Source organism: Dactylosporangium maewongense, from assembly GCF_039531485.1.
GTDB classification, from domain to species: domain Bacteria; phylum Actinomycetota; class Actinomycetes; order Mycobacteriales; family Micromonosporaceae; genus Dactylosporangium; species Dactylosporangium maewongense.
Map to the genome: position 1 here is coordinate 178,657 of NZ_BAAAQD010000004.1, position 12,978 is coordinate 191,634.

Below are 12,978 nucleotides of genomic sequence, written 5' to 3' on the forward strand. Positions count from 1 at the left end.
GCCGTCCCGGGCCGGGCCGAGACGGTCAGCGGTCCAGGCCGGCGAGCAGCCGGGCGATGACGAGGGCCTGCCGGGTGGCGAAGACGAGCCGGCGCGGCGCGTAGGCGTCACCGAGCACGTGCACATCGGCCCGGCCCTGCTCGCGCGCCAGCGCGTACAGGCCGGCCTCGGAGGTGCCGCCGCACGCGAGCACGACGGTGTCGAACCCGGTGAGCTCGTGGGCGCGTCCCGAGTACGTGTGGCGTACGTGCACCACCCCGTCCCCGATCGCCACGACCTCCTCCATGATCCGCACCTGGACGCCGAGCGAGTCGAGCCGGCCGAGCACCGAGCCGACGATGTAGCGGCCGAGGAGCTGGGCGGGCACGTGCGTGGAGTAGAGCAGCGTCACCTCGCAGCCGCGGTCCGCGAGGGCCTCCGCGACGGCGAGCGGCGCCAGATGGTCGTCCTGCACGACGACGGCGACCCGCCGGCCCACCGGTGCGCCGCGCAGGGCCGCCCGGCCCCCGACGACGTGGGGGAGGTGCACGCCCGGCAGGTCGGGCACGCGTTCCCGCGCGCCCGTGGCCACGACCAGGGCCGCCCCGGGGTCCGCCGCGGCGAGGTCCGCCGCGCCGAAGGCCGTGCCGAGACGCACCTGGACGCCGAGCGAGCCGAGCCGGCGCTCCTGCCAGTCGAGGTACTCGCCGAGCCGTCCGAACGACGGGGCGAGCGCCGCCGTGCGCAGCTGCCCGCCGAGCGCGTCGGCCCGCTCGACCAGCGTCACCGCGGCGCCGGCCTCGGCGGCGAGGGCAGCCAGCTCCATCCCGGCCGGTCCGCCGCCGACGACGAGCACCGGCCGGTCGACGCGCGCACTGCCCGGCCACGGACCGTCGACCTCGCGGGCGGCGTGCGGGTTGACGGCGCAGCCGAACGGCAGGCCGTCGACGTAGCGCCGGTTGATGCAGTCGTTGCCGCCGACGCACGGGCGGATCGACTGGTGCTCGCCGGCCCGCGCCTTGACGAGCAGCTGCGGGTCGGCGACGTGGGCCCGGGCCATCCCGACGAGGTCGGCGTCGCCCCGCGCGACGATCTCGGCGGCCAGTCGGGGGCTGTTGACCAGCCCCGTGTAGACGACCGGCACCGACAGCGTCTCCCGGTACCGCCGGGCGAGCCCCGACCAGGTGCCGGGCTCGTAGAAGTGGGGCTGGATGTAGCTCGGGTGTCCCCAGGTCGAGCCGTAGACCATGTGGAAGTAGTCGACCAGGCCGGTCGCCTCGATGCGGCGGGCGATCTCGACGCCCTCCTCCAGCTCGTAGGACCCGGGCACCGCCAGGTTCATCCGCACGCCGAGCGCGCCGTCGCGGCCGAACGCCGCGCGGGCGCGCTCCAGCACCTCGATCGGCAGGCGCATGCGGTTCTCCAGGGAGCCGCCGTAGTGGTCCGTGCGGTCGTTGGTGCTGGGGGAGAGGAACTGCTGGGTCAGGTCCTCGTGGTTCATGTGCAGCTCGAGCACGTCGATGCCGGCCTGCCGGGCGGTCCCGGCCGAGAACTCGTACTCGTCCAGCAGCAGCGCGAGCTCGTCCACCGTGATCGCGTGCGGGGCGAGGAAGTTCACCGGCGTCGCGAACCGGTCCGACGGGGCGTGCGGGTAGCCGCCGTTCATCGTCAGCTGCGTGGCGGCCAGCGCGCCCGCCTCGTGCATCGCCGCGCTGTACCGGCGCACCCGCTCGACGTAGTTCGCGCCGCGGAACGCCCCGTGCACGACGGCGCTGATGCCGGACGGCTCGAACCCGGGCGCGAGGACGTTGCTGATCCGCCCCGGGATCGTCGACCAGGCGATGCCCGCCCGCGCCCGCTCGGCGAGGTACGCGATCGCCTGCCCGGCCTCCGCCTCGGTGCCCCAGAGGTTCCCGATCGCCGAGGAGTGCGGCGGCATGACGACCCGGCTCCGCGCGGTGAGCGCGCCGATGCGGATCGGTGTGAACAGGTCCATCAGACCTCCCGGACGTGCACGGCGGCGTCGACGGCGGCGTTGCCGGCGCCGCCGACGATGACGGGGTTGAGGTCGAGGGCGGCGATCCAGTCGCCGCCGGCGAGCAGGTGGGACACGCGGGAGATCAGCTCGGCGAGGGCGGCGACGTCGTGCCGGGCGCCGCGGTAGCCGTCGAGCACCGGCCAGATCCGCAGCCCGCGCAGCATGGCCTGCGCCTCGTCGGCGGTCTCCGGGCACCGGGCCAGCACCCGGTCGCTGAACACCTCGGTGAGCACCCCGCCGGCCCCGACGAGCACCATCGGGCCGAAGTCGGGGTCGCGCACCCCGCCGACGATGACCTCGGCCCCGGTCGCCTGCTCCGCGAGCAGGATGCCGTGCGGCTGGAGGCGGTGCGTGTCGACGGCCGCGGCGAAGCTCTCGACGGCCGCGCGCACCTCGTCGTCCGTGCGCAGGCCGACGGCCACGAGCCCGAGGTCGCTCTTGTGCTCGATCCCGACGCAGAGCTGCTTCGCGACGAGCGGCCGGCGCAGCCCGGCGGCCGCGCCGAGCACGTCGCCGCCCGGGGCGACGAGCACCTCGCGGGCGACGGCGACGCCGTGCCCGGCGAGGAAGCGTTTGGCGGCGTCCTCCGTCGGCGCGCTCCCCGCCCAGGCCGGCGGCGGTGCGGTGCCGACCGGCTGCGGCGCGGGACGGCGGGGCCGCCGCGGGCGCGCGACGACGCCGAGGGCGCGCAGGGCGGCGTCCGTGTCGGTGAACGTCGGCACCCGCGACGTCTGCAGCAGCCGCTCGACGGTGGCCGTCATCGCACCCGCCGACCAGCTGGAGACGACGGTCGGCACGCGGGTCGCCGCGGCCGCGTCGAGGATCACCGGCAGCAGGCGCTCGGCGTCGTGCGCGCTCCAGGTGGGCAGCGCGACGAGGACCGCGTCGAACGCGTCGCCGGCGGTCGCCTCGTCGAGCATCCGCCGCAGCAGCGCCGGGTCGCCGATGACGGCGCCGGTGAGGTCGAGCGGGTTGCCGGGCGTGCCGAAGCGCATGAGCCGGCGCAGCCGGTCGGCGCGTTCGGCGTCCAGCGGCGGCACCGACAGCCCGGCCGCCTCCGCCCGGTCGGCGGCGTAGCTGCACTCGCCGCCGGAGGGGGACACGACGAGCAGGCGGTCGCCGCGCGGGAGCACACCGCGGGACAGCAGGTCGGCGACGTCGACGAGCGCTTCGAGGGAGTCGACGACGTGGACGTCCTCCTCGGCCATGACGGTCCGGAAGACGTCGTGCGAGCCGGTCATCGCGCCGGTGTGCCCGAGCGACGAGCGCGCCGCCGCGTCGCTCGCGCCGACCTTGAGGGCCACGAGGTGCTTGCCGGCGTCGCGCGCGGCGCGGACGGCGGCGACGAACGCGTCCGCCCGCCGCACCTGTTCGAGGAAGAGCGCGATCACAGACGTGTGCGGGTCGCCTGCCAGCGCCGTGACGAGGTCGGCCACGTCGACGTCGCACTCGTTGCCGACGCTGATCAGGGCGCGGGTCCCGAGGCCCCGGGCCGTGGCGAGGTTGACGACGTTGACGCCCATCCCGCCGCTCTGGCTGACCACGGTCACCGAGCCGGGGAGCAGGTGCTGGGCGATGTTGAGGGTCGGCGTCGCGATGACGCCGTCGACGGGGCTGAGCACGCCGATGCAGTTCGGGCCGACGATCCGGGTGCCGGTCGACCGGGCGATCCGGCTCAGCTCGGCCTGCGCCGCCCGGCCGGCCGCGCCCTCCTCGGCGAAGCCGGACGTGCAGACGACGACGTGCGCGACGCCGGCCGCCGCGCACTGCCGGGTGACGTCGAGCACGCGGTCGGCGCCGACGAGCACGTACGCGGTGTCGACCGGCCCTGCGTCGGCGATCGACGGGACGCACGGCAGCCCCAGCACCTCCCGGTACTTCGGGTTCACCGGGACGATCCGCCCGGGGTAGCCGGTGCGCAGCAGGTTGGCGATCGCCCGGCCCGGGTGCCGGTCGACCCCCGGTGAGGCGCCGACGACGGCGATGGAACGCGGGGCGAGCAGCCCGGCGAGGTCGAGCGCGGGCCGGCTCGCAGTAGCGACGGTATCGGCGGTCACGGCGTCCTCCGGAGGGGTGTGGGTGGTCAGCGGGTGAGCAGCACGACCTTGCCGGCGGCCCGGCGCTCCTCGATGTCGAGGAGGGCCTGAACCGCCCGGTCGAGCGGGTAGGTGGCGTGGATCTGCGGGCGCAGGGACCCGTCGGCGAGGCCGGGGGTCAGCGCGGCCCACTGGGCCGCCGGGAACTCGGGGTGCAGGCGGGTGTACGGCCCCCACGCGACCCCGCGCACGTCGACGTTGGCGAGCAGCAGGCGGTTGAGCCGCAGCGCGCCGATGGAGCCGGACGCGAAGCCGAGCACGAGCAGCCGCCCGAGCGGGGCCAGGCAGCGCACCGAGTCGAGCGCGAGCTCGTCGCCGCCGACGGTGTCGACGACCACGTCGACGCCCGCGCCTGCGGTGACGTCGCGGGTCTGGCGCAGGAAGTCGGACGCCTCGACCACGTGGTCGGCGCCCGCGCGGCGGGCCGTCCCGGCCCGGCCGGGGCTGGACACCACGGCGACGACCTCGGCGCCCAGCCACTTGGCCACCTGGACCGTCGCCGTCCCGACGCCGCCCGCCGCACCGTGCACGAGCACCCGGGTCCCGGCCCGGACCTCGCCGCGCACGACGAGCGCGTAGTGGGCGGTGAGGTAGTTGAGGGGCAGGCAGGCGCCCTCGGCGAACGACGTGGCGTCCGGCAGGTGGAAGACGTGCGTCGCCGGCGCCGCGACGGCCTCGGCGGCGGCGCCGACGGGCAGCCAGCCGGCGACCCGGCCGCCGGGGGCGATCCCGGCGCCGGACGGGGCCTCGCGCACGACGCCGGCGAAGTCGACCCCCAGCGTGAACGGCAGGTCGGGCTTGAGCTGGTAGCGCCCGCGGCTGAGCAGCAGGTCGGGGAAGGCGAGGCCGACCGCGTGCACGTCGACGAGGTAGTGCCCCTCCGGGCGGACCGGCGCGGGCACGGTGGCGACCTCGAGGGCCGCGGGCCCGTCGAGGCGGGTCACCCGCACGGCGCGCACGCTGTGCACGCCGGGGTCCCCGGAGCTCATGCGGCGGCGGGTGCCGACACGACGCCCGCGGCCTGCAGCAGCCCCAGCTCCTCCTCGCTCATGCCGAGGCGGTCGAGGAGCACCTCGCGGGTGTGCTCGCCCACCCCCGGGACGCCGGCGTACGCCGGGCCGTCGTAGCCGTCGATGTGCAGGATCGGCCCCGGCACGACCACGTCGCCGAGGACGGTGCCGGTGAGCGGCCGCAGGGTGCGCTCGCGGAAGTGCGGGTCGCCGGCGATGTCGCTGGCGTCGTTGACCGCCGCCGCGACGACCTCGTGCCGTTCGAGGATCGCCAGCACCTCGTCCCGGCCGTGCTCCTGGATCCACGCCGTGACGATCTTCTGCAGGCTCTCGTTGTTGGTCATCCGCGCGGTGTTCGTCGCGTAGCGCGGGTCGGTCTTGAGGTCGGCGCGGCCCATCGCGTCGAACAGGCGCATCGCGATCGTCTGGTTCGACGCCGCGATGGCCAGCCAGCCGCCGTCGCCAGCCTGGTAGATGCCGCGCGGCGAGGCCGCGCCCGAGGAGTTGCCCTGCCGGCGCATGATCTCGCCGGACGCGGTGTAGTGCAGGACCGCGTCGCCGAGCATGAACATGAGCGGTTCGTAGAGCGCGATGTCGACCTCGGAGCCCTCGCCGGTGATGCCGCGGCGGTACAGCGCCATCGCCGTGCCGTAGGCGGCGGAGATGCCGGCGATGGAGTCGGCGAAGCCGAACGGCGGGGCGGTGGGCGGGGTCTCCGGCCAGCCGTTGAGGAACGCGTATCCGGCGATGACCTCCGCCACCGTGCCGAAGCCGGGTCGCTCGCGGTTCGGGCCGTCCTGCCCGTAGCCGCTGACCCGGCACATCACGAGCCGCGGGTTGATCTCGCGGAGGGCGGCGAAGCCCAGCCCCCACGCCTCCATGCGGCCCGGGCGGAAGTTCTCGATGAGCACGTCGGCGTGCGCGACCAGCCGCTTGACGACCTCCCGCCCCTCGGGGGCGCGCAGGTCGACGCCGACCGAGCGCTTGCCGGAGTTGAGCCGCGCGAAGCCGATCGACTGGCCGAGGTGCGCCGGCTGCCATTGCCGCGCGAAGTCCCCGGCCGTCGGGTCCTCGACCTTGATGACGTCGGCGCCGAAGTCGCGGAGCATGCGGCCCGCGGTGGGCGCCGCGTACATCGACCCGAGCTCGACAACCGTCACTCCTGCCAGGGGTCCTGTCAACCTGACCACGCTCCTTCACTGAATTACTAGGCGCATGATATACATAGATCGACCCGGGGGCGAGCCCCCGTGGCGCCGAAGGAGCCAGCGCGACGGCGTCGCCGGTCATGCCCTGTCCGTCGACGGCGGATACGTGTCCCGCTGACGGAGGGTGGTCCACCATGCACCAGCAGTTCGATCTCACCGGGCGGGTCGTCGTCGTCACGGGCGGCAGCCGCGGCCTCGGGCGGGCGATGGTCGAGGCGTTCGCCGCCGCCGGCGCCGACGTCGTCATCGCCAGCCGCGACGGCCAGGCGTGCGCCGACTACGCGGCGGACCTCTCCGCGCGGACCGGCCGCCGGGCGCTCGGGCTCGGCGTGCACGTCGGCCGGTGGGACGACCTGGAGCCGTTCGTCGACCGGGTCTACGAGGAGTTCGGCCAGGTCGACGTGCTGGTGAACAACGCGGGCATGTCGCCGCTCTACGACGGCGTCGAGAACGTCACCGAGGCACTGATGGACAAGGTCCTCGACGTCAACCTCAAGGGCCCGTTCCGGCTCACCGCGCTGGTCGGCACCCGGATGGCCGCCGGTCGCGGCGGCAGCGTCATCAACATCTCCAGCGCGGCCGCCACCCGTCCCCGCCCCGGGCTGCTGCCGTACGCCGCCGCGAAGGCCGCGCTGAACGCGCTGACCACCGGGTTCGCGCACGCCTTCGGCCCGTCCGTGCGGGTCAACGCGATCGTCGCCGGCACGTTCCTCACCGACATCAGCCGGTCGTGGGACATGGAGGCCTTCGCGCGGCGGGCGGAGACGTTCGCCGCGAAGCGGGGCGGTGAGCCGCACGAGATCGTCGGCGCGGCCCTCTACCTCGCCTCCGACGCCGCCAGCTACACCACCGGCGCACTGCTGGCCGTCGACGGCGGCCAGCCGTAGCACAGGGCCTGGCCCTCCACACCCCAACCGCACGAGGGAGGACGCGTGCTCACCTACACCGACCTGACGATCCCGATCAAGGATCCGGGCGACTGGACACTTGCCAACGTGCTGCGAGGCCAGGCGGCCGAGCGGCCGGACGCCGTCTACCTCGACGCACCCGAGGAAGGGCGCACCTGGACGTACGCCCAGGTGCTCGACATCAGTGAGAGTGTCGCCTCGACGATGCTCGACGCGGGGCTCGTCGTCGGCGACCGGGTGCTCATCCAGGCGGGCAACTCCTCCAAGCTGGTCTTCACCTGGTTCGGGTCGATGGTCGGCGGGCTCGTCGAGGTGCCGATCAACACGGCGTACGAGTACGACTTCCTCGCCCACCAGGTGCGCACGAGCGACCCGCGCTGCGCGGTCATCGACGACGTGTTCGCCCAGCGCTTCGTCGACGTCGCCGACGCCTGCGCGGGCATCACGCGCTACTGGGTCATCGACACCGGCCACCTGGACGAGGCGCTGGCCACCCTGCGCGGCGCCGGCTGGCAGGCGGACCCCTTCGACGACCTCCTGGAGCGCCGCGACGTCACGCTTCCCGTGCCGCGCGGCCGCGAGCTCGGCGCCATCTTCTTCACCTCGGGCACGACGGGCCCGTCGAAGGGCGTCGCGATGCCGCACTCGCAGTTCTACTTCGACGCGTGCGAGAACGTCGCGCTGACCCGGCTGACCGCCGACGACGTGTACATGGTGACGACGCCGCTGTTCCACGGCAACGCGCAGTGGCTCGCCGCCTACCCGGCGCTTGTCGCCGGCGCCCGGTTCGTGCTGCGTCGCAAGTTCAGCGCCAGCCGGTGGATCGACTGGGTGCGCGAGAGCGGCGTGACGGTGACCAACTTCCTCGGCGTCATGATGGACTTCGTCTGGAAGCAGCCGGAGCGGCCGGACGACGCCGACAACGCGCTGCGGTGCATCTTCGCGGCCCCGACCGCGAGCAGCATCCTCGACGGCTTCCGCAAGCGGTTCGGCGTCGAGGCGTTCGTGGAGGTGTTCGGCCTCACCGAGACGTCGATGCCGATCCTCTCGCCGTACGGGGTGGAGCGCCCGCCGGGCGCCGCGGGGCTGCTCGTCTCGGACTGGTTCGAGATCCAGCTCGTCGACCCGGAGACCGACGAGGAGGTGCCGGTCGGCGAGGTCGGCGAGATGGTCGTGCGGTCGAAGTACCCGTGGACCCTCAGCTCCGGCTACTACGGCATGCCGGAGAAGACCGTCGAGGCATGGCGCAACCTGTGGTTCCACTCGGGTGACGCGCTGCGGCGCGACGAGGACGGGTGGTACTACTTCGTCGACCGGTACAAGGACGCCCTGCGCCGCCGCGGCGAGAACATCTCCAGCTACGAGGTGGAGCAGGCGATCCTCGCCCACCCGGGCGTGGTCGAGTGCGCGGTGGTCGCGGTCCCGGCACCGGTCGAGGCCGGCGAGGACGAGGTGCTCGCCTGCGTCGTCGTCACCGGCGCGGCCGACCCCGCCGAGATCCGCGAGTTCGCCTCCCGCCGGATGCCGGCGTTCGCGGTGCCCCGCTTCATCCGGGTCGTGGACGCGCTGCCCCGGACCCCGTCGGAGAAGGTCCAGAAGAACGTGCTGCGCCAGGCCGGGGTCACCCCGGACACGTACGACGCTCTCGCCTGAGCGACCAGGAGGGCCGCTCGGCGGGCGGCCCTCCTCCTACATCGATCGGCCACAACGGAGGTGGACATGTCGAGCCAGTCGAACTCTTCCGGCCGGCTGACGGATCAGGACCCGGTGGCGGCCGGCGCCCCGTTCCGGTTCGTGGTGGAGGAGGGCAAGGTCCACGAGTTCGCCCGGGCGACCCGGTCGCGGTGCGAGGAGCACCTGCGGCCGGAGGACCCGCTCGCGCCGCTGACCTTCCTCACGGCGTCGCAGCTGTGGATGGCCCCGGAGCACAGCGCGTGGCACGGCGTGGAGCGCGACTTCCGCTCCGTGCTGCACGGGGAGCAGGAGTACGTCTTCCACGCCGGCCCACTGCGCGCCGGCGACGTGCTGACCGCCCGGCAGTTCATCGAGCGGACCTACGAGAAGGCGGGTCGGCGCGGCGGCACGATGCGGTTCACGGACGTCGTGACCCGGTTCTGGCGCGCCGGTGAGGCGGAGCCGGCCGCCGACATGCGGACGGTGACGATCACCGTGGAGTCGACCGCCGGCCCGGCCGCCGCGGCGCCGGCCGCCGCCCCCGTCGCGGGCGACGAGCCGCCGCTCACCGTGACCGACTTCGTCCGCTACCAGGGCGCGTCGGGCGACTTCAACCCGATCCACCACGACCCGGGCTTCGCCCGGGCCGCCGGCTACCCGGGGCCCTTCGCGGTCGGGATGCTCGCCGCCGGCGTCGCGGCGAACCGGATCGCCGAGCGGGCCGGGACGGCCGCCGTCCGCCGCCTGCGGATCCGGTTCCAGTCGACGGCCTGGCCGGGCGACGTCCTCTCCTACGTGGTCAGCGAGGACGGCCCGACCCTCAGCGCGACGGTCACGCGGCCGGACGGGTCGGTGCACCTGACCGCCGTCGCCGAGCGGGGCGCGTCCTGAGCGGGCCGCTGCGCGGCGTCCGCGTCGTGGAGATGGCCGCGCTCGGGCCGGTCCCGCACGCCGCGATGATGCTCGCCGACCTCGGCGCCGACGTCGTCCGCGTCGACCGCCCCGGCGGCGCCATGTCGCCGCTCGCGGGCGCGTTCGACCCGGTCCTGCGGGGGCGCACGCACGTCGTCGCCGACCTCAAGTCCGACGGCGACCGCGACGCGGTCATGGAGCTGCTGGCCGCCGCCGACGTCGTGCTCGAAGGCTTCCGCCCGGGCGTCATGGAGCGCCTCGGGCTCGGCCCGGAGCCGGTGACGGCGGCGAACCCCCGCATCGTCTACGGCCGGGTCACCGGCTGGGGCCGCGCCGGCCCGCTCGCGGACGCCGCCGGTCACGACCTCAACTACCTGGCCCTGACCGGCGTGCTCGGCGCGCTCGGCGAGCCCGGTGCGGCGCCGCCGGTGCCGCTGGCCGTGCTCGGCGACTACGCCGGCGGGTCGATGTTCCTGCTCACCGGCGTCCTCGCCGCCCTTGTCGAGCGCGCGGTGTCGGGCCGGGGGCAGGTCGTCGACGTCGCGATGGTCGACGGCGTCGGTGTCGTCGCCGCGAAGGTGTGGGCCATGCGCGGCGCCGGCACCTGGGCCGACGAGCGCCGGTCCAACCTCCTCGACGGCGGCGCGCCGTTCTACGACGTGTACCGCTGCGGCGACGACCGCTACCTGGCGGTGGCGGCGATCGAGCCGCAGTTCTTCGCGGCCCTGCTCGACGGGCTGGGCCTGGCCGCCGAGGGCGACCAGCACGACCGGACCACGTGGCCGGCCCTGCGCGCCCGGATCGCCGGCCGCGTCGCCTCGCGCACCCGCGACGAGTGGGTCGAGGTCTTCGCGGGCCGCGACGCCTGCGTCTCGCCCGTGCTGTCCTTCGCCGAGGCCGCCGCCCACCCGCAGGCCCGGGCCCGCGACGCGTTCGTCACCGTCGACGGTGTCGTCCAGCCGGCTCCGTCGCCCCGCTTCGCCCGCACCCCTGCCGCCCCGCGTGGCACCGCCCGGGACACAGCGCCCACCGATCTCGGCACCGTCGTCGCCGCCTGGCGCCCCTGACAGGAAGGGCGCCGGGCGGCGGCTTCAGTGCGCGGCGCTGCCGCCGTCGCGGGCGGCGGCGAGCACGGCGCGGGTGGCCTCGAGGCCGAGCCGGGCGCGTTCGGGCACCGGCAGCGCGCGCATCCGGTCGCTGAGGACCTCGACGCCGACCGGTGCCGTGACGCCCAGCGACTCGACCAGGCGCATCAGGCCGGCGAGGTCGAACTCGCCCTCACCGGGCAGCTCGCGGCGCTGGAAGGTGTCGTCGAGGTGGCCGCCGACGACCTCGTGCCGGCCGTCGCTGATCTGGATCGTGAGGATCCGCTCGGGCGGGATCGCCCGCAGCATGTCCTCGGTGGTGCCGCCCCGCCGCAGGTGCCAGGTGTCGAGCACGATGCCGCCGTTGCCGCGGCCGGCCTGTCGCACCAGGTCCCAGCCGAGGCCGAGGTCCGGGACGCCGGTCCACGGCAGGCACTCCAGGGCGACCTTCAGCCCGTGCCCGGCGGCCCGGTCGCAGACCGCCGCGAACCTTTCGGCGAGCATCTCAAGGGCCTGTTTGGGGGGCAGGTCGACTGCGCCGGTGATGAACAGGACGTGCCGGGCGCCGACGGCCTCGGCCAGCTCGTAGAGTGCCCGCTCGTGCGCCACCGCCCGGGCGCCCTGCTCGCCGTCGGCCCACCAGTCGGCCGCGAAGCCGACCTCGATCACCTCGAGGCCGTGCTCGTCCAGCCGGGCCCGCAGGTCGGCGTCGGTGCGGCCCGCGGCGCGGTCCTCCTTGACGTGGGCCGGACGCAGCCCGATGCCGTGATACCCGGCGGCGGAGGCCGCCGCCAGGCGCTCGTCGAAGGACGCCTCGTTCACCATCGAGGCGCAGAGGTAGATCTCCCGTAGCACGCGGCCTCCTCAGTACGACCTGGGCAGGCCGAGCACCTTTTCGCCCAGGTAGGCGAGCACGAGCTCGTTGGCGATCGGCGCGATCCGCTCGATGCGGACGTCCCGCCAGTAGCGCTCGACGTGGTACTCCTTCGTGTAGCCGTATCCGCCGTGCACCTGGATGGCCCGGTCGGCGGCCTCGAAGGCCCACTCCGACGTGAGGTACTTGGCCTCGTTCGCCTCCTTGGCGCACGGCAGCCCGTTGTCGTAGAGCCAGGCGGCCTTGCGGATCAGCAGCTCGGCCGCGTCGAGCTTGGCGAGCGAGTCGGCGAGGGGGAACTGCACGCCCTGGTTCATCCCGATGGGGCGGCCGAACACCACCCGCTGCTTCGTGTACTCCACCGCGCGGCGCAGCGCGGCGCGGCCGATGCCGAGGCAGACCGAGGCGACGATGATGCGCTCGGCGTTGAGGCCGGCCAGCAGGTACTTGAAGCCCTGGCCCTCCTCGCCGATGCGGTCCTCCTCGGGCACGAACAGGTCGTCGATGAAGAGCGTGTTCGTGGACACGACGTTGCGCCCCAGCTTCGGGATGGGCTGGACGTCGATGTGCGCGCGGTCCATCGGCGCGAGGAAGAGCGTCATGCCCTGCGTCGACTTCTCGACGTCCTTCTTGGGCGTGGTACGGGTGATGAGCAGCACGCGGTCGGCCTGCTCCGCGCGGGAGATGAAGATCTTGCGGCCGTTCACCAGGTAGCCGCCGTCGACCTTCTTGGCGAACGTCGTGATGCTCGTCGTGTCGGTGCCGGCGTCGGGCTCGGTGACCCCGAAGCAGACCTGCAGCTCGCCGGCCGCCGCCGCGGGCAGGAAGCGCTGCCGCTGCGCGTCGCTGCCGTACTTGACGACCGGCTCCAGCCCGAAGAGCGCCACCTGGACCATCGTCGCCGCGTTGAGGCCGCCGCCGTTGCCAGCGACCTCCTCGATGAGCAGCGCCGCCTCCTGCACACCGGCGCCGCCGCCGCCGTACTCGGCCGGGGTGCAGATGCCGAGCCAGCCCGCCTTCGCCATCGCGTGGTAGAAGTCCCAGGCGAACTCGTGGTCGCTGTCCTTGCGCATCCAGTACTCGTCCGGGAAGTCCTTCAGGACCGCCCGCACGCCCTCGCGGATGTCCCGCTCGGCTTCGGCGCTCAACATGTCGACCACGTGGCGACCTCCCCAACTTGGCAATTCATGATTA

General features: G+C 74.3%; 10 protein-coding genes. 4 read left to right on the plus strand and 6 right to left on the minus strand.

Features of this window, described 5'->3' with window-relative positions; all coding sequences use genetic code 11:
- Window positions 1-25: 25 nt before the first annotated feature.
- The 4 genes from ABD332_RS12885 to ABD332_RS12900 are packed head-to-tail and all read right to left on the minus strand — an operon-like array spanning window position 26 to window position 6,283.
- A complete protein-coding gene (locus ABD332_RS12885) occupies window positions 26-1,975 on the minus strand; it encodes an oxidoreductase (RefSeq protein WP_344502067.1) in 1,950 nt (649 codons plus the stop codon).
- Window positions 1,975-4,074: an acetate--CoA ligase family protein gene (locus ABD332_RS12890; protein WP_344502068.1), complete on the minus strand. Its 2,100-nt coding sequence runs from the start codon at window positions 4,072-4,074 to the stop codon at window positions 1,975-1,977. The genes ABD332_RS12885 and ABD332_RS12890 overlap by 1 nt, the downstream gene beginning before the upstream one ends.
- Before the next feature lie 26 nt (window positions 4,075-4,100).
- A complete protein-coding gene (locus tag ABD332_RS12895) occupies window positions 4,101-5,102 on the minus strand; it encodes an NADPH:quinone oxidoreductase family protein (RefSeq protein WP_344502069.1) in 1,002 nt (333 codons plus the stop codon).
- Window positions 5,099-6,283: a CaiB/BaiF CoA transferase family protein gene (locus ABD332_RS12900; RefSeq protein ID WP_344502070.1), complete on the minus strand. Its 1,185-nt coding sequence runs from the start codon at window positions 6,281-6,283 to the stop codon at window positions 5,099-5,101. Before ABD332_RS12900 ends, ABD332_RS12895 begins: the two co-directional genes overlap by 4 nt.
- Before the next feature lie 182 nt (window positions 6,284-6,465).
- Between ABD332_RS12900 and ABD332_RS12905 the strand changes: the two genes are divergently transcribed.
- The 4 genes from ABD332_RS12905 (at window position 6,466) to ABD332_RS12920 (ending at window position 10,892) form a co-directional block, all read left to right on the plus strand.
- Entirely contained in the window at window positions 6,466-7,218 is a 753-nt protein-coding gene (locus ABD332_RS12905) for an SDR family NAD(P)-dependent oxidoreductase (RefSeq protein ID WP_344502071.1), read from the plus strand.
- 45 nt (window positions 7,219-7,263) lie between these two features.
- Window positions 7,264-8,892 carry an AMP-binding protein gene (locus ABD332_RS12910; RefSeq protein WP_344502072.1) on the plus strand — a complete coding sequence of 543 codons (1,629 nt, stop codon included), beginning with the start codon at window positions 7,264-7,266 and terminating at the stop codon, window positions 8,890-8,892.
- A 66-nt stretch (window positions 8,893-8,958) separates the two neighbouring features.
- Window positions 8,959-9,804 carry an FAS1-like dehydratase domain-containing protein gene (locus tag ABD332_RS12915; RefSeq protein ID WP_344502073.1) on the plus strand — a complete coding sequence of 282 codons (846 nt, stop codon included), beginning with the start codon at window positions 8,959-8,961 and terminating at the stop codon, window positions 9,802-9,804.
- Window positions 9,805-9,812: 8 nt separating this feature from the next.
- Window positions 9,813-10,892, plus strand: a complete 1,080-nt coding sequence (locus ABD332_RS12920) for a CaiB/BaiF CoA transferase family protein (protein WP_344502338.1) — start codon at window positions 9,813-9,815, stop codon at window positions 10,890-10,892.
- Window positions 10,893-10,916: 24 nt separating this feature from the next.
- Here ABD332_RS12920 and ABD332_RS12925 read toward each other — a convergent pair whose 3' ends face one another.
- Both ABD332_RS12925 and ABD332_RS12930 read right to left on the minus strand, forming a co-directional pair.
- Window positions 10,917-11,765, minus strand: coding sequence for a sugar phosphate isomerase/epimerase family protein (locus ABD332_RS12925; RefSeq protein ID WP_344502074.1), 849 nt, complete (start codon window positions 11,763-11,765; stop codon window positions 10,917-10,919).
- Between the two features lie 9 nt (window positions 11,766-11,774).
- The gene (locus ABD332_RS12930) at window positions 11,775-12,935 is read right to left on the minus strand and encodes an acyl-CoA dehydrogenase family protein (RefSeq protein WP_344502339.1); all 1,161 of its coding nucleotides are present in this window, start codon (window positions 12,933-12,935) and stop codon (window positions 11,775-11,777) included.
- Between the last annotated feature and the right edge of the window lie 43 nt (window positions 12,936-12,978).